The sequence below is a fragment of the Lacticaseibacillus parakribbianus genome, assembly GCF_025490915.1.
Classification (GTDB): Bacteria; Bacillota; Bacilli; order Lactobacillales; family Lactobacillaceae; genus Lacticaseibacillus; species Lacticaseibacillus parakribbianus.
The window spans coordinates 49,982-66,856 of record NZ_JANQBA010000011.1 but is presented as its reverse complement, the minus strand read 5'-3'; the positions used below and the strand labels follow the sequence as shown (position 1 = coordinate 66,856).

At 54.4% G+C, this 16,875-nt stretch carries 10 protein-coding genes, 1 pseudogene and 1 CRISPR repeat array; of the genes and pseudogenes, 2 read left to right on the top strand and 9 right to left on the bottom strand.

The window, feature by feature from the left end:
• Positions 1 to 152: 152 nt before the first annotated feature.
• From NUH19_RS09790 to NUH19_RS09780, 3 genes are all read right to left on the bottom strand, one after another.
• A complete protein-coding gene (locus NUH19_RS09790; protein WP_262316374.1) occupies positions 153 to 2,075 on the bottom strand; it encodes an EndoS/ChiA family endoglycosidase in 1,923 nt (640 codons plus the stop codon).
• Positions 2,076 to 2,983: 908 nt separating this feature from the next.
• Positions 2,984 to 3,721: a nitroreductase family protein gene (locus tag NUH19_RS09785; protein WP_262316373.1), complete on the bottom strand. Its 738-nt coding sequence runs from the start codon at positions 3,719 to 3,721 to the stop codon at positions 2,984 to 2,986.
• A gap of 46 nt (positions 3,722 to 3,767) precedes the next feature.
• Positions 3,768 to 4,673, bottom strand: coding sequence for a LysR family transcriptional regulator (locus NUH19_RS09780; RefSeq protein ID WP_262316372.1), 906 nt, complete (start codon positions 4,671 to 4,673; stop codon positions 3,768 to 3,770).
• A 102-nt stretch (positions 4,674 to 4,775) separates the two neighbouring features.
• On the opposite strand from NUH19_RS09780, the gene NUH19_RS09775 reads away from it, so the two are divergent.
• Both NUH19_RS09775 and NUH19_RS09770 read left to right on the top strand, forming a co-directional pair.
• On the top strand, positions 4,776 to 5,321 hold the full coding sequence (locus NUH19_RS09775; protein ID WP_262316371.1) for a chromate transporter: 546 nt from the start codon (positions 4,776 to 4,778) through the stop codon (positions 5,319 to 5,321).
• Positions 5,318 to 5,878 (top strand): chromate transporter, encoded by a 561-nt coding sequence (locus NUH19_RS09770; protein WP_262316370.1) that lies wholly within the window; start codon positions 5,318 to 5,320, stop codon positions 5,876 to 5,878. The genes NUH19_RS09775 and NUH19_RS09770 overlap by 4 nt, the downstream gene beginning before the upstream one ends.
• A 154-nt stretch (positions 5,879 to 6,032) precedes the next feature.
• Positions 6,033 to 6,854: a CRISPR direct-repeat array (repeat unit 32 nt; unit sequence ATTTCAACTCACGCACCCCCGTGGGGTGCGAC).
• Positions 6,855 to 6,899: 45 nt separating this feature from the next.
• Here NUH19_RS09770 and NUH19_RS09765 read toward each other — a convergent pair.
• From NUH19_RS09765 to NUH19_RS09740, 6 genes and pseudogenes are all read right to left on the bottom strand, one after another.
• Positions 6,900 to 8,120, bottom strand: a pseudogene (locus tag NUH19_RS09765) (tyrosine-type recombinase/integrase); the annotation flags it as partial.
• Positions 8,113 to 8,319, bottom strand: a complete 207-nt coding sequence (locus NUH19_RS09760) for a DUF3173 domain-containing protein (RefSeq protein ID WP_003575700.1) — start codon at positions 8,317 to 8,319, stop codon at positions 8,113 to 8,115. The pseudogene NUH19_RS09765 and the gene NUH19_RS09760, both read right to left, overlap by 8 nt.
• Positions 8,320 to 8,396: 77 nt before the next feature.
• Complete coding sequence (locus tag NUH19_RS09755; RefSeq protein ID WP_125712223.1) at positions 8,397 to 9,677, bottom strand: replication initiation factor domain-containing protein; 1,281 nt, start codon at positions 9,675 to 9,677, stop codon at positions 8,397 to 8,399.
• Between the two features lie 783 nt (positions 9,678 to 10,460).
• Complete coding sequence (locus NUH19_RS09750) at positions 10,461 to 13,571, bottom strand: type I restriction endonuclease subunit R, EcoR124 family (protein WP_262316369.1); 3,111 nt, start codon at positions 13,569 to 13,571, stop codon at positions 10,461 to 10,463.
• 399 nt (positions 13,572 to 13,970) lie between these two features.
• Positions 13,971 to 15,182: a restriction endonuclease subunit S gene (locus tag NUH19_RS09745; RefSeq protein ID WP_262316368.1), complete on the bottom strand. Its 1,212-nt coding sequence runs from the start codon at positions 15,180 to 15,182 to the stop codon at positions 13,971 to 13,973.
• Positions 15,179 to 16,804 (bottom strand): type I restriction-modification system subunit M, encoded by a 1,626-nt coding sequence (locus NUH19_RS09740; protein WP_262316367.1) that lies wholly within the window; start codon positions 16,802 to 16,804, stop codon positions 15,179 to 15,181. Before NUH19_RS09740 ends, NUH19_RS09745 begins: the two co-directional genes overlap by 4 nt.
• Positions 16,805 to 16,875 lie beyond the last annotated feature (71 nt).

Here is a 16,875-nt window from a genome sequence, read left to right as displayed (position 1 = left end):
GTAGTTGTGTTCGTGAATTCTTGAACGGACCCATCATAGCACCGGTGTCGTGACATGGCAAGACATGGTGTCAACGGAATGAGAAAACCACGTGAAAACGCCTGGCCGCTGCCGCGACCAGGCGTCCTCTTGTGTCCTGACGTGAATGGCGATTAGAGCTGCACCTTGCGCCAGGCCAGGCCGCCAAAGAGCAGCATCGCCAGCCCGAGCCCAACCAGGCCGAAGTTGGCCGCGTCGCCGGTTTGCGGCAGGTTGCGGTTGGTCGCCTGCGCGGTCGCTGCCTTGCCGGTCGACTGCTGACTCAGCTGGGTCGCCTGGGCCGTGGCCTTGCCAGCGTGCTTGGCCGCCTTAGCCGCCTGTTTGGTCGCCTGCTTCTCGGACTTGGCCGCCTGCTTGGCGTCCTTGGCTGCCTTTTTTGCGTCCTTGGCCGCCTGCTTGGCGCGGCGTTCGGCCTCTTTTTGGACCTTGGCCGCGGCTTTTTCGGCGCTGGCATGCGCCTTAGCACCTGCGCGGTAGCCCACCGCGTAGCCGGCCTGATACTGCGCCGACCGGTTCGTCAGCTGCTTGGCCTGCGATGCCTGACCGGCCAGGCCGGCCGCCTTGCCGGCCGCCAAGCCGGCCGCGTAATCCGTCTTGGCCTGGGCCGCCAGCGCGGCCTCTGCGGCCTTGATCGCCGTCGTCAGCGCCTGCGTGGCACTGTCCGTAGCCGCCTGCGTCGCCCAGCCGTCGACCGCAACGGCCTTACCGGCGGTGATGGCCGCGGTCAAAGCCGCTTGGTCCAGGGCCTTGGGCAGCACTGCCTCGGCCTTGGTGATGGCCGCGGTCAAGGCCGTCTTGTCGGCCAGCGGGTTTTCAAGCTCCAGCACCGCGTCGAAGCTCGGGTCAAGCGACGCCTGGTAGTCGTCTGACATGAACGCGCTGTAGACGTCAAAAATCGTCTGCGCGTCGTTGATCGCCGCGGTGGTTTTGGCCACCGTCGCGTCGTCCCACTTGAGGTCGGCGGCCACGCGCTGCACGTGCCGCAACCCGGCCTGCTTCACCTGCGCCAGGGTGTAGCCCTTGGTTTCGGCAATCGCGGTCTTGGTCCAGCGGTAGGTCGTCGGGGTCACGTGGTTCAGATCGGTTTCGGAGTACGTGCGGCCGTCGCGGTCAACCGCGTACATGAACATCCCGCCCAAGTCGCTTTTAGCGATGAAGTCCGCCTCTTGGTGCGTGTGGCTGCCCAAAAAATCGCTTGGGTCCGTGTCGTACCAGCGGTTGTTGTCGCCTTCTTCGGGGAAGGTCAGCCCGGCCAAGAAGTGGCGGGTGTCAAAGCCCACCGCCTTGTAGTCGGCCGCGGCCGCCTCGGTGCGGGTGGTGGTGCTGCCGTACTGCTGGTAGCCGACGTAGCTGAAGTTCTTCACCACGTTTTGGAACGGCGCCATGTAGGAGCCGTTGGAATCGTAGATGAACAGCGTCCCGTTGTTGGCGCGTGGGCCGATGTACTTGCCCAAGGCGTTGATCAAAATATCGGTGAGCCCGGTCGTGGCCGCCGTCGGGTACTGCTCCATGTCAATGTCGAGCCCATCCAGCCCATACTGGCCGGACAGCGTCTCGATCTCCTGCTTCGCCCAGGCATCGACGGCCGCCATTGCCTCGTCGTCGTTGAACTGACTGCTGCCGTCAAGGGCGGCGTAGTACTTCTGGAAGTCGGACACCATGCCCATGTAGCCCAGGGCCCGGACCAGCTTCACCCCGCGCTGGTGCAAGGCCGGCGCGTAGGTTGTCTTGAGCGCCTCGAAGTAAGGCGCCGCCGCTTCCTCTTGACCGCCCGGCACGTAGCTGAACACGTTGACGATGTCGATGCCCCGCGGCAAGTCGAGCATGGTCTGCGTGTTGGCGTCCGGAATGTCCGTGTTGACGCCCTTCATGGTCTTGTCGCGCCAGGCGCGGTAGTAAACCATGAACGTCTTGCCGTTCGGTGACGCGGCCGCCTTAACGTGGTGCGGCGTTCCCAGCGCCAGCCCCACCAACAGCGCCAGGCCCATCCCCATCAGGGCCAGCAGCCGCGTGATGCGATACTCTTTTCGTTTCATTATTCTCCATCCTCCACTTTTCGCGTGTGACGCCTCAGTTACCCATCGAACTGGAAAATAAAGCTTAAATAATATCCTCGCAGTAAAGATAACGCGACGTGCCGGTCTCATCGCGCCTTAATTAACGCTTAATCTCTCCCCGCTCCTCTCAGCGGACATATTGTAACCGGTTTCTCAGTCGAGTGCAAGCGTGAGCAACCCCCGTCCGAGACTTCTTGGTATATCGCACGATGCCAAGTTTTGTGGCCGCCGGCTCCCGCAGAATCGCGCAACGGCGCCGCCGGCAGCGCCCGCGGCAGGCGCCGATCGCCGAGGCGGCATCTCCCGCGAGCGGCAGCGATCGCTGTCATTAAATAAATTTTTGATTTAACATCTCCAAAAAAAGCGCGCGGTCACGAAAAAAATCCGGCGCATCGCTGCGCCGGACGCGCCGAAGCCACCGCGGGGGTTCACCCGCGGCAGCCTCGGTCTTTTTGTTGCTACCTTGCGTTCTTGTGCCGTCGTCCCCCCGATCATCGCATCGCTGCGCGGTATCGTGGGACAAGCCCCCTGTCAGTCGGCACCGCAGCTACCTCGCAAGCGAGTAGGCACCGGACTGTGCGGCAGGAAGATGGTGGTCCACACCCTGGTGGTCGGTCCCAATCGGAGGGGACCGTTGCACGAAAACGTCGACGTTGTTGCCTGGTTCGGCATGGCATGAGTGGGGTACTGGGAATGCTTATGTCCCGGACCGTTCCCCATAGACAGTAGAGTTGCAAGCGCTGCGGCCGCGGCGCTTTCCCTGCCCGTTGACAATCATCTGATTATAATGTAAGCCCTGCCACGGTGGCCGTCAACTTATAAGCTCGCCCAGGCTCGGCTTCGTGAGCGTCGGTCCTGGGCCGTGCCTGGGCGCCGCCTTCGCCGCGCTACGCGAGCAAGAACCCCTGCTGGTGTAGCGCCGCCAAGAGCTCACCTCGCTTGGCCGGCGTCGTCGTCGCGGCCGCGGTCAGCAGGTGCGTGAAGGTCTCCTCACGCGCGTTAGTGCTGCGGTTGGCGTAGTACGCGCGAATCACCTCATCGTAGTCGGCGATGCCCGCCACTGCGGCGGTCGCGTCGTAGCCGTTCTCGAAGTGCATCATCGTTTGGGGCAACCGGGGCTTGGGCTGCGTCGCCTGATCCGGGTAACCGACCAAAAGTCCCAGCACTGGAAAGGTGTAGCGGGGCAGCTTCAGCAGGTCAATCAGGCGCAGCGGGTCGTTGAGAATGCTGCCCAAAAAGACAGTGCCCAGCCCGAGGCTTTCCGCCGCCACCGCCGTGTTTTCGGCGGCCAAAAGCGCATCGCTTTGCGCCTGCAGCAGCTTGTCGGCCGAACCGAGCACCTGTGCGTCTGCCGTTTGCGCCAGCGCCGCGGCGCGGTGCTGATCGGCGACGAAGACGAACAGTTGCCCGTTGCTATTCACATAGGCCTGCCGGCTGATGCCGGCAATCTCGGCGCGAAGCGGGGCGGCCGTCACGCTGATGACACTGAACGCCTGCATGTAGTGCGACGTGGCGGTGTGTTGCGCCACCGTCATCAGCTGCGCGACCGTGGCGGCCGTCACCGCTTGCGGGGTGAAGCGCCGAACAGAGCGGTGATTCAGTTGCCGCTGGATTGTGTCATTCATGATTGTGCTCCCTTTTCCGGCGCAAACGCGCCAATCTTGCGACTGATCAGTCGGCCGCGCCTGTCGCGCCAGTGGTCGGCGACGTGGCGGCCTTGAAGCGCCGAATCAGCTCCCCGATCAGCGCCTCGCGGTTGCCGCCGCGCAGCGTCACCGCGTAGTTTTGCGTCGCCATCGTCAGCCCGTGCGGCAGCCGCAACGCGACCAGCTCACCGGCAGCAAGCGCCGGCTGGGCCAGCGGGGCCGGCAGCACCGTGGCGCCGAGCCCCGCCACCGCCGCGGCCTGCAAAACGGCGGTGTTGGTGCTTTCAAGCAGCGGCACGACGTCTTGACCCAGCCGATGCACCCGCTCGTCGAACACATCGCGCAAGGTGCTGCCGGGCTCGCGCAGCAAAAACGGCGTCGCGGCCAGGTCACGAACGCTCAGCCGCCCTGGCGCCTGCAACCCAGGCGCCGCCACTAGCAGCAGCGCGGTGGCCGACAGGCGTGTGGCCCGGTAGGCACCACTGCTGACGTTGCCCTCGATGAAGGCGACGTCGATGTCGCCAACCATCAGGCGCCGCTTGATGGCCGCGACGTTTTCGGCGTACAGGCGCAGCTCAAGCGCCGGATGCGCCTGGCGAAAGGCGGCCATCACCCCCGGCAGCGTCACCTGGCCCAAAGTCAGGCTGGTGCCAATCCTCATCGGCAGCTGCGGCACCAACGTTTGGCCGAACGCCGCCAGCGCCGCGTGGTCTTTCAACAGCTGCGTGGCCTTGGCGCGAAAGGCCACGCCGACCGGGTTCAGCCGCAGCCGGTTGTCGACGCGGTCGAACAGCTGCAACCCGAGGCTTGACTCGAGGTCGCGAATCGCGTTGGACACCGCCGGCTGCGAGATGTACAGGCGAGAAGCGGCGCGGGTCATCGAGCGGCTGTCGGCCACGGCGACGAAAATTTCAAGCTGGCGAATGTTCACGGCGGCCTCCTGTTCCCCATCATTTTTCCGTGATGGTTGCAACACCTAATTCATAGTTTGAATGATACCACATTCCCCGTATGCTAGAGCATGAGGGATTACATGACAACCAATTGGCTTTTGTTTCGCATCTATTTCATGGCCAGCGGCTTCACCTTCTCCGGCGGCATGGCGATGCTGCCGGTGATTGAGCGCGAGCTGTGCGACCGCCGCCACCTGATCACCAAGGCGGCCTTGTACGAGTACACCACCCTGTCGCAGTCGCTGCCCGGCGTGATTGCCGTCACCAACGCCTGCTTCGTCGGCCGCAAAATCAACGGCCGCGCCGGCATGCTGGCCGCCGGCATCGGCGCGGTGCTACCGGCCTTCACCTTGATGCTGGCCGCGACCGCGGCGTATCAGCAGATTCCGCGGGCCGGCGTCTGGCTGGCGGTCATGCAGGCGATTCGCGCCGCCAGCGCCGCGTTCCTGTTCACCGCCGCGTATCGGCTGGCGAAATACAACCTGACGGATCCGGTCGCCATCGGTCTGGCGGCGTTTTGCCTGCTGGCGACCGTGCTGGGCCTATTGACCACACCGCTCTTGATCGTCGCGGCCGGCGCCATCGGCCTAATCGCCTACCGACCGCGGAAGGAGGCCAACCGATGATCTGGGCCATGATCTGGGCGTACCTCAAAATCGGTTTTCTGGGCTTCGGCGGCGGCTACGCGATGCTGTCTTTGATCTACGCCGAATCCACCAAGCTGGGGCTGACCCCGGCGCAGTTCGCCGACCTCAACGCGCTGGACGGCTTGATTCCCGGCCCGGTCGCAATCAACTCGGCCACCTACATCGGCCAGCTCGCCGGCGGGTTTTGGGTCGCCCTGGCCGTCACCCTGACCGTCTGCATCCCCTCTTTGGTGTTCGTGCCGCTGTACATGCACAACGAACAGCTCATTCAGGAAAATTGGGCCCTGAACGCGCTACTGCGTGGCATCAAGCCGGCCAGCGCCGGGCTGATCGTCGCCGTCGCGGTGCAGCTGGCGCTGACCACCATCGGCGGCATCGATTCCGTGTTCGCGCTGGCGACCGCCCATGTCGACTGGGTCAGCCTTGCGGTCCTCGGCGTCGTGCTGGTGCTGGATCTGAAGTGGCAGGTCAACCCCGTGGTGCTGATTGCGCTGGCCGGGGTGATTGGGGCCGTGGGGTATTGGGTTTTGGGGTAGAATAGCCCCCAAGGCAGATCAAAACAAGGAACAAATGCAAGCGGTGTAACACACCCCCCACTCGCAAGTAGGTTGCAGAGTGAGGCACAATCAACACTTCGTAATACGGCAGCACCTGCTACTGCGCCAAATCATCGATAGTGCTTCGCTGGGAATTTCAACTCACGCACCCCCGTGGGGTGCGAAGGTACTGCAGCAACCTCGGCGGGTAAGACGATATTTCAACTCACGCACCCCCGTGGGGTGCGACTATCCCGCAATTCCAAAAGCACGGCATCTGGCAGATTTCAACTCACGCACCCCCATGGGGTGCGACGAGGCGATGGCGGAGATTGTCCGGCAGATGGATGAATTTCAACTCACGCACCTCCGTGGGGTGCGACAGCAGAAATTCGTGGACAATTACGTTGAGTTGGATTTCAACTCACGCACCCCCGTGGGGTGCGACTGGGCTGTACAAGTCGTCAGGCTCGTCGGTGTATTTCAACTCACGCACCCCCGTGGGGTGCGACCGCTGATGAGATGGCCCCGCCAATCGCGGATAATTTCAACTCACGCACCCCCGTGGGGTGCGACCTGATACCAACACCTGCTGAACCGTTTGCCCCTCTAGATTTCAACTCACGCACCCCCGTGGGGTGCGACGTGTGGTTGAGTGAGCCAGTCCATCAGGGATCTTATTTCAACTCACGCACCCCCGTGGGGTGCGACTCATACGCGCTTCGGAGCGGCCGCACGGCCGAGATTTCAACTCACGCACCCCCGTGGGGTGCGACAAGCACGTCGGCGTAGTCGTCGACGGTCTTGCCAATTTCAACTCACGCACCCCCGTGGGGTGCGACTGGGCGAACCACATATGACCCGTTTGCTCAACACCCATATTTCAACTCACGCACCCCCGTGGGGTGCGACAACCTCATGCAGTACACCGGACTGCACGACAAATTTCAACTCACGCACCCCCGTGGGGTGCGACTAGCTCATCCTGGTGATGTCGACAAGCCGGGCTTAATTTATCGTACTTCACCGCCTGATTACCCACGAACCGCACCTGATTCTGACCCGCTGTCTTGATCGTAATATTACCCGCAATCTGTTCGGCGATGTCGGCATCCAGCCCGCCCCACAAGTGCGAGTAGTGCTTCAGCGTAATCTCAGGTGACGAATGCCCTAAGCGCTTAGACAACACCAGCACTGAGACATTGAACTCATTGATGAGATACGACGCGTGACTGTGGCGCAGCCCTTTGCCTTCGACTGGATGCACCTTCGCTAACTTGGCGTAGCGGTGGATAATTCGCGAGATCGTGGACTTGGTCATCGGCAAGCCGTCGTAGGTCATGATGAAGTCATCAATCCCGCCCAAACCGAAACTCGTCTGCACCTCGCGCCAGCGCCGCAGAATCCCCACGGTGTCATCGTCGAGCGTCAAGATGCGCTTGCCGCTATCTGTCTTCGTGTAGTCGTGGCGCTCCCAGTCATGCCGGTTCTTCATCACCAGCATGTGGTCAACGTGCAGCTGCTTCTTAGCGAGGTCAACATCCCGCCACCACAGCGCCGTGCCTTCGTTGACCCGCACGCCAGTCAGGAAGTACAGCCACAACATCACAAAGTTCAGGTGCCCGTAGATATCATCAATGCAGATTTGCGCGATAACTTGTTCAAACTCGGCTTTCGTCCAAAATGGTACGCTGCTTTTGGCCTTGGGGATCGCCTTAACGCGCTTCGACACATTGCTGGACAGATACTGCATCTGCACCGCGTGGTCAAGGGACTTGCGGAAACAGCCGAACACCAATCCAGCATAGCCTTGCGAGTAGCCCGCACCGCCGTCTTTCTCATCTGTGAGCAACCACGTGCGGAAGTTCTGCACGTCGGTGATATCGATGTCACGCAGCAGCAAGTCGCCAAACCGCGCGATACAGATATCAAAGCTGCGATTACGGACGGCGAAGGTGCTTTCCTCCACGTCGGTTTTGTACGCTGGGATATACGAGTCTTTCATGAATTGGCGGTAAGTCATGCGGAAGTTCGTAAACCCATGCGCCTCATGATATTCACGCTTCACCCGCGTCAGCTCCTTGTTCGCGGCAAACGCGGTACTGAATGGCATTCCTTGACTGTCCTTCCGCCCTTTCTTGCGGACGCGCTTGCCACTCATCTTGTCGGTGCCTAACTCGGTTTCATAGTAGAAGTTACCTTTGGCGTCTATGAATACGCCTGGATATTTGGTTTTACTCATTCTCAACAGCTCCATTCATCGGTGATCCGAGAATGGACTCAACGACAGAACGCGGCACGCGCCCTAAGTTTCGGTTGAGATACAAGGGATACCCCTTTTGTACCATCCTTTGCTTCGCTTGTCTAATGATATCGCGCGCGGTGTGCTGCTTAAACCCTAATGCCATCAGATCTTGATAGCAGACAAAACTCTTATCCAATTACGTCACTTCCTTCTCATTGATTGAAGTGAGATAATCAAACCAGATAGGACCCAAATCTTATCTGTGAAGGGTGACTACTTGCTTTGGTCGGCATAGTCGCTCTTTTTTGATGTCTCACTTGTTTCTGCATCCGTCAAAACGCCATTACGGTGGTGCTGATAGTGGTGAATCAAGTCCCAGTGGCGCTGCGTCAGCTTGCCGCCGTCAATAATCGCCTTCAGCTCAGTAGTGCCATTGTATTGATCAATCAGCTGCAACATCTTCAGCGACGGCGCGACCTGCTTCTTGAGCCAACGGGTAATGTGCGCGTAACTCAATGGTTCAGGATTGGTAGAAAGTCGCAGCTTGTCGCGATAATTGCCGATGAAAGCATCCCAGCGCGGATCTGTCGCCCACTGACTCTTCGCTTTGTGACTCGGCGTCAAAAAACGCAGGTAGCGATTGATGATGCCGAACACAACTTTCTCTGGATCATGCTCTGCCAACAAATTCTTAATTGCCGCAGCGGCGCGTTTGCGACGTAACCGGACTTCAAAGCGTGTCCGTATCGGCTGATCTTCAATCGCAATCTCAGGGTGCTTCTGGTGTTGCTCAAAGGCCTTGTCGTAAATACAGAAGTACACTTCACTTTGCGGCGACCCCAGATACAAGGTTCTGCCCGATACCTTCCACTGCTTGGTGCGATTATCTCGGAAACCATGAAAACGTGAGGTGAATTCATCACGGTCACACTTCTCAATCAAGGTTGGTACGTCAAGCAAGCCATTGCGATCATTGATGGCGAGGTCAACTCGGGTGAAATGACCGTCAAGCGCAATGCACGTCTCTAGGAAGTCGTACCAGGTGCGATCCTGCTGGCGCAAGTACGATTCAACGTAGCGGCAGCCTTGACCTTTCAACTCAATCATCGTGCCACTATCCTCACTAGGATCATAACCGTCTGCATTTACATCTTGATATGGCGACAGCAACACGTCGATTTCGCCACATTTGAAGGTCGCACTGTAACCATAGCGCGCGCCTTCCTTAAGACTGAAGTGATTGAGGTTGAGCTGGAACAACTCCGTCACCAGCTCTTCATAGTCGTGTGACTTGAAGGTGACGCCCAAATAATCAATACAGACGTCAATATTGTTCTGACCGGTCAGCGATCGCAGTGCCAACGTCAATCGCAATCGCGCTTGCTTGTTAATCGGACTCTTCCCTGTCAGCAACTGGTTCAAATGCGACCGACTATAATCAGCCGTCTTCGCTAATTGACCCTGAGTAATCTTGTGCATGCGCATCTCATCATGAAACTGGTTTAGCCAGTCGGTATTCGTCATCCCGCCGACTAAGTTCAAATCTTTCAGCATGTTAGCTCCTTTCGAAGCAACCTGACAGCAAAGCCACCTATCTGCCTACGCAAAGTGGCTTGCCACCGGCGCTTTCGTCCTACTTACGTGTATTTTGTCTCTAATATTTGCCCCCCTATTAGAGACCGGGGGCTTGTGGCGGCCGGCTAACGCCGACCGCCGCCGCTCGCGCTAGCGGCTTTCGCGCTGCACGCCGCGCGCGGCGGCGATACGTTTCAAGACCCTTCCGGAAGGCCTGTGAGAACTTTCGCTCTCACCATATACAGACGGTTTGTAGGACGCGTTTTGAAACTGAAAGCTGAACTGTAACAGGATCTTAATGTGATTGACGCGAACGGTCAATACGAGAACATTACAGGATTGGAGACCGCAATGATTAATAACATGTACAGTGTCGAATTGCGAATTACTACATGGAAATCACAATGAGCGCATACGAGTACTCCACAGTGGCGGGAGCGCTGATTGATAGAATCTGGACAACAGATGAACGGGCGACAAATGATGAACTGGTGAATATTGGTGTGAAACTGATTAATGGCTTGACCATTAATTTAAACGAGAGGGGAAAGTGGAAATTAAGAATTCCAACGTCCACACAATGGCATTCTAGACGATGCCGATTCATGGATGTTTTTGAATGGCCTGAATAGTATTCTAAGTGGACAGCTTTCTGACGTGGGTGAACGAAAACTTGGTAGAAGTGGATGATTGCAATGTCCCCCTTCAGTATTTCAAGATAAAAAGGCATCCCCTACGCTTTAGTTGGAGATGCCTTTGTCTTTAAAAGTAAATTAAAGGTGCCACGTCTTCACGCAACGTTGACGCTAGATCTTGGTTAAAGTTTTTCGCATACTTGAACGGGAAATGTTCCTTCTTGCCACCATGTTCCAAGTATTGATCAATCGAAAATGAACCCTTTAATTCCGGGTAGCCCGGCTGCTCTTGTACCTTATCGGCTTTAGGATCGAAGTGACGCGCCGTATAGGCCAACTTATCACTATCAATTTGCCACTTATCAGAGAAACCATCAAGCGCTTCATGAAGCTTGTCACCGACTTCCTCATTAAAGCGATTCATCAAATCCGCTGAATGCAAATCACCGGCGTCAACTGCACCCCACAAATCATTAATGATGGCTGCAATCTTTGGATTATCCTTGGACATCTTGTCGATTGCGTCAGCAATTTCAGCGGCACGCTTGTCTTGCTGAGCATCGGTTAAGTCGTCCACTTCATCAGAATACGCAGCGATCAATCGCATGATGTAATTGTAGTCGATAATATCAGAACGATATAGCGACAGCTCAAAGTCCAACTCTACCAGTTTGCGGACATCATCGGAGTCGCCATCATCGGTCACACGCGACTTCAAGTGCTCCAACACATTTTGATAATTGCCGTTATACTCGTCAAAGAAATTGTCATCAATGCCGAACTGTTCTTTGACCTGGTCAGCATCGAACTCCGCATAGAATTTGGCATCCTGGTAAGCCTTGGCAAACGATTGGAATGCCTTCACAAAGTCCGTTTGCTCAGTGACTGTAGATTCTTCGGTCACGGTGTTCCACTCAGGCGCCACTTGTTTGAGTTTAGCTACCGCATCATGTAGCTTAATGCGCGCGGGCTTCCATTCTGGTGCCAAAGCCACTGATTCACCACCATGGGCATACAACGTAATAGCGGCGTTTACCGCGTGTCGATACGTTACTGGTGATTGGAACGTCACAATTTGGCCGTGCGGCTTGTCGCGATCATCAAACGTTCGGTTTGTCCGCGAGAACGACTGGATCAACTCTGCTGCGCTCATCACTGGCCGATCAACGTATAACGTTGACAGAATTGGTGCATCAAATCCCGTTAGTAATCGCCGCGCAACAATGACCAAGTCCAATTGTTCAGAGCGCGACGTATACTTAGATTCCTTACGAGACAGGCGTTTTGACAAATCGGAATTGTATGATGCAATGCCTTTTTGGTCGTGCTGGAAAGTGGTCCCAAACATCTCGTTGTAGTCATCAATTGCGGCATACAAGTCTTCGGCCCGTTCAACATCACCGGTCTTATTGTTATCCGCTGCGGAGTATGTCAGCGCAATCTTTGGAAATCCATCCGGTGCCATCAGCTTAATGCGCTTCTTCATGGCATCAGGGTTCTGCAAGGCTTCCTTGAACCGTTTATAATACGCGATTGCCCGAGGAATCGTCCCGGTGGTCAGAATCCCTTCAAACGTATTGCCGGACCCACGCTGGAAACCAAGCTTTTGGCTAGACTTGTTCAGAATATAATCGATGACGCTATCCAAATGCTTTTCGTCGTCAAAATATTCAGATGGCAACAAGGATTCCTTTTTCATCGGGTCCATATCAGTCAGTTCAGCTTGCGTTTTCCCACTGGCTGCCGCGACCGCCGCATCCAGATCATAGTCTTCAAATGGCCGCTGATAGTCTGGCTGGAAGTCCAACACGCTGCCATCCCTCAACGCATCTTGGATGTTATACGTCGATAGGACTTCACCGAACTGCTTTTCGGTGGTATCAGGCAATTGTCCCTTTACGTTCTTCTTGTTTTCATCGAAGATCGGCGTCCCGGTAAACCCGTACCAGTCACTTTGCGGGAAGAATTCCTTAATGTAGGCCATCTGTTCCGCGGAAATTGACCGATGACACTCATCGACAATCATCTCAAGGCGCAAGCCATGCAAGTGCTTAGGATCTTGATCCCCGTATCGTTTCTTATAGTAATCGATCAACTTGCCAAGCTTTTGCGCCGTGGTGATAATGGCCGTTTGCTTCTGCTCATGCAGGGCATCGATCAATTGGCCAGAGTTGTCCGTACCTTCCACTGAGAAGTTCTCAAATTTGGCGTAAGACTGGAACGCATCCGTCGCTTGGTCATCCAAGTCAACGCGATCAACGATATAAACCGTGTGATTGACCGATGGAATCCACAATAAGCGCTGGGCGACCTTGTAGGCTGTAATGGTCTTGCCAGAACCAGTTGTATGCCACACAAACCCAGACTTACGGTGCTTCGCCGCCTCAAAGACAGCCTCTAGGGCATGGATCTGATAAGGGCGCATCAGCATCAAGCGTTTGTGGGCGTAGTCAATGACGGTGAAATGAGCTACCATCTTATGACCCATTGGAATCGTCAAAACATCCTCTGCAAACGTCTGAAGATTCTCCACTGGCCGGTTCTTATCATCAGACCAGCGAATCAAGAAACGTCCGTCAAAGTCTGTCGCAGCAGCTGGTGCGAAATACCGTGTGTTGCTACCGTTTGAGACAACAAACATCTGCACGCAACTAAACAACCCATGGAAATGGCCTTCACGCGTGTACTTCTCGAGCTGACGGTAAGCATCCATGTAGGGATGATTTTGTGTCTTCAACTCAATGTGAATCATCGGAATGCCGTTGATCAGCAGCGTGACATCAAACCGCCGGTCATTGGCATCCTCACCAACCGCCTTCGACTTATTGGAAATATACTGGTTGATGATCTCGTAGCAAGACGTTCCACCGGCAATATCACGCGCCACAAAAGCCACCAAGGATTGCCGCTTGCGACTGGCATCTGATGGTTGGTAAGGAATATGGGCCACGCCGTTTTCGCCTTGAAGCCATGTAGCCGCATCATAGGCTGAGTTGAACGATAGGAACGTCTTCACCTGGGCAAACTCATTATCAGTAAGCTTTTTGCCGAGTAAAACATCCTTGTTAGTGGCATCGAGCTTCTGGCGTAAATTGTCCCACAGTTCATTATCGGTGGTAATGTCGCCACGATAAACCCACTGACCGATATTGGACTTAGTGTCCTTGACCAGTTGGTCGATTAGATTTTCTTCAAGAATGGCTTCAGCGCCAACCTCATCTTTGAAATAGACAGACATACAGTGCCTCACTTTTAATTAGTGTGATTCGGATTCTTTCGACCACAACTGAACAAGAAGATCAAGTCGTTGGCGTTCCGGCAACTGATTCCAATTCTCTGTTGCCAGTTGCAATTCCTGGTCGGTCAAGAGCTGCTCAGCATAGGTAAACCCATCAGTAGGCCGAACGCCAAATTCAACGCGTCCAATAACCAGTGCTCATCTGATAAATATGACGTGCCCACGGCTTCAAAGGAGACGGAACATTGGCCCGTTGAGTCTTGAGATCATCATCAAGATAAGACAGCCGATACGCATCAGCGCCCGTCTTTTCGATGGTAATGACTTTTAAGATTCGTCCTGACATGGACTTTGGCAAATTCTGCAATGGGTTTCCCACGGCAATCATCTTCTCTCCTATTATACGAACATGTTATCCAGCGCCCAACGCTTAACCTCTTGGAGATCTGCGATGAGTTGTTGTTCTGACTTGATACGAGCATCGATTGTAGTGAAGACCTTGGCAATAGCCTGCTGCTCAGCCAATGACGGATAGCTGATGCGAATTTTTGACAATTCTGGATACTTCAGATTCCAAGTGTCAGAGGTGAGCCCCTTTGAATGACGCCGAAAGATAAACACCAGCGGATCATTCTTAAATAAGAGACTGATAAAGTTCCCGTCAACAGTCGGCTCTAACTTAACTACCGTATAAGCTGGACTTACGATACCATCATACTTCGACAAGCCACTGGCACCTTGCCACATCCGCATTGAGTTATAAACTAAATCACCTTTAGAAACCCACTTATAGTTAGACTTGTCATTGCTGGAATTATCCTTACGACCAGTCTCAGAGAAACGTACCACACCATTGTGCCGAGTTACAGATAGGAGCTCACCATTTGCTGAACGATCTTTGATCTCTTTACAAATATCACCAATATTGGTACTCGTCCATGCACCGTCGAATTCATCAACACGAACTTTCGGGGTAATTTTATTCGATGTCGGAAACAAATTCTGTTCTGCCCAGCTGCGTGCTTGCTGCAAACCTGAAAGTTTATGCTGATGAGAAATAACAGTATCATCTAGCTTCTGAATTAAAGTGCAGTTTTTTAACTGTTCGTTAAGTGACGGAATCAAAATTTCTTTATTCATCCACATCCGAACGTTAAACACCAACTTCTCGATATCGATACCATATGAACTCAAGAAATATAATAAATACATTTGAGGACGCTCACTAAGTATCCGAAAAAAATCAGTATTCAGCATACTGTTTCCGCGAAGGACGAGATACTCGTTGGAAACAATAGCACCATCAAGAGAACGAGGGACTATCCCAGTTGCGCCATGAACCACTTGTCGTTTCGAAATAAGAAAATCTCCAGATCGTAATTCAAACTGTGATTTGACAAGGACTTCATTACCCTTAAACTTACCTCGAGATACAACACCGCCATTTCTACGCTTAACGGTAACTAGCTCATATTCCGAATTGGCTTCCATATTTATCGGCCGTGATTGCGTTTCAAATAGCCCACTGAGCTTACGCTGTTCCCAATCACCGGTAAATCCAGCAGCTCGAACCGCAGGCGTCATCTTCGGGCTTTCATTATTCAAGCTCATTCAAACAACCCCCGAATCTTATCTACCTCAGCTTGCTTAGCAGCGTCTTCACCAACAAACTGCCCGAACAAGTCGTGCAGCTGCTTGTTCTGGTCTACAATCTGCCCTTGCACGTCATTAACGTCTGAGACAAGCGCATTGACGTCAACCGGTGCCTCTGGCAGGTACGTATCAACGTACATTGGGATGTTCATATTGAAGTCATTGGCTTCCAGATCTTCAAACTTCACCAGGTGGCTAAACTCGGTCCCGTCCTCGTTATAGGTCACGTCTTCACGATCCACGAGCGTCTTCAAGATTAGATCCGTATGCTCTGGACCCATCACATTTTGGTTCTTAGCCTTGCGGAATTGCTTGGACGCGTCGATGAACAGCACGTCATTGTCGTCGCGTTGCTTCTTCAGCACGATAACAACCGTCGGGATACCCGTGTTGTGGAAGATATTTGACGGCATGCCGATCACTGCCGAAATATTGCCCTTCTTCAACAGTGCTTCACGGATGCGCCCTTCAGCGCCACCACGGAACAAGACGCCGGTAGCCAAAACAATAGCCATCGTCCCGTCAGCCTTCAAGTGATACAAGCCATGCGTCAAGAACGCATAGTCGGCGGCGCTCTTAGGCGCTACGTCATACGCTTGGAAACGCGGATCAGTTGACATTGCCTTAGTTGGCTTCCATGACAGGCTGTACGGAGGGTTCATAGTTACAATATCAAAGTTGGTTGGTTCATCACTCGGCCAATCTGTACCCAACGTGTTGCCAAGGTTCAAATGCTGGTTAGATACTGGCACATCGTGAAGCATCATGTTCATGCGCGCCAAGTTATAAGGCGCGGTCTTCACTTCTTGACCGAAATATTGAATCGAGTCAGGATGCGAGTTGTAGCGCTTTGCATTCAACAGCAGTGACCCTGACCCCATGGCCGGATCATACACGGAAACCCCTTGAACGTCTTCGCGCCCTTTCATGCCGATCTGCATCATCAAGCGACTAACGGCTTGAGGCGTGTAAAATTCCCCTGCCTTTTTAGCAGATTCCGTTTGAAACTGGGAGATCAGGTACTCGTATGCGTTACCCATCACATCAAGGCCGGTATCAGCGGCGAAGTTGATTTGGTCTAACGCACTCATCACATCACCGATGACGCTGTTACGCTCTTGTTCGGTGCTACCAAGCTTGGTGGCATTGAGGTCAAGATCATCAAACAAGCCCGCAAATACAGGATCAGAGTCTTCAAGGTTCTTCAAGGCTTGCGCCAAGTCAGCGGTTTGAAAAGTCGCGGCGTGCACGTCCTTAACCAAATGATGAAACGTCTTGTCAGGATCAATCATAAAGCCGATTGCATCCTTAACGTAATCAACGACTTCCTTGGCATCGTCATCTTGCAAAGCGGCCTCATACGTAGCCTGCGCATCGTCTAAATTGGTAAAGTCAACGCCTAACCCTTCAGAGATTTGGCGCAAGAAGCGGTCAGACTCGTACTTATAGAAAATAAGCCCTAACGTGTAATCACGATAGTCGTTGGCTTCCATGCCAGAATTACGCAAAGCATTGGCTGCTTGCCAAATACGGTTCTGCAAATCTTGAGTTACTTGTTGCTGTTCTTGTGACGTCATCATTGAGAGATTCTCGCTTTCATTTTTGTAATTAACTCTCCGGCTCTAATATTATCCAACTGACAATTTTAACT

Coding starts and splice junctions, on each gene's coding strand:
- NUH19_RS09790 (WP_262316374.1), bottom strand. CDS start 2,075: ATGAAACGAAAAGAGTATCGCATCACGCGGCTGCTGGCCCTGATGGGG.
- NUH19_RS09785 (WP_262316373.1), bottom strand. CDS start 3,721: ATGAATGACACAATCCAGCGGCAACTGAATCACCGCTCTGTTCGGCGC.
- NUH19_RS09775 (WP_262316371.1), top strand. CDS start 4,776: ATGACAACCAATTGGCTTTTGTTTCGCATCTATTTCATGGCCAGCGGC.
- NUH19_RS09770 (WP_262316370.1), top strand. CDS start 5,318: ATGATCTGGGCCATGATCTGGGCGTACCTCAAAATCGGTTTTCTGGGC.
- NUH19_RS09755 (WP_125712223.1), bottom strand. CDS start 9,677: ATGCTGAAAGATTTGAACTTAGTCGGCGGGATGACGAATACCGACTGG.
- NUH19_RS09750 (WP_262316369.1), bottom strand. CDS start 13,571: ATGTCTGTCTATTTCAAAGATGAGGTTGGCGCTGAAGCCATTCTTGAA.
- NUH19_RS09745 (WP_262316368.1), bottom strand. CDS start 15,182: ATGAGCTTGAATAATGAAAGCCCGAAGATGACGCCTGCGGTTCGAGCT.
- NUH19_RS09740 (WP_262316367.1), bottom strand. CDS start 16,804: ATGATGACGTCACAAGAACAGCAACAAGTAACTCAAGATTTGCAGAAC.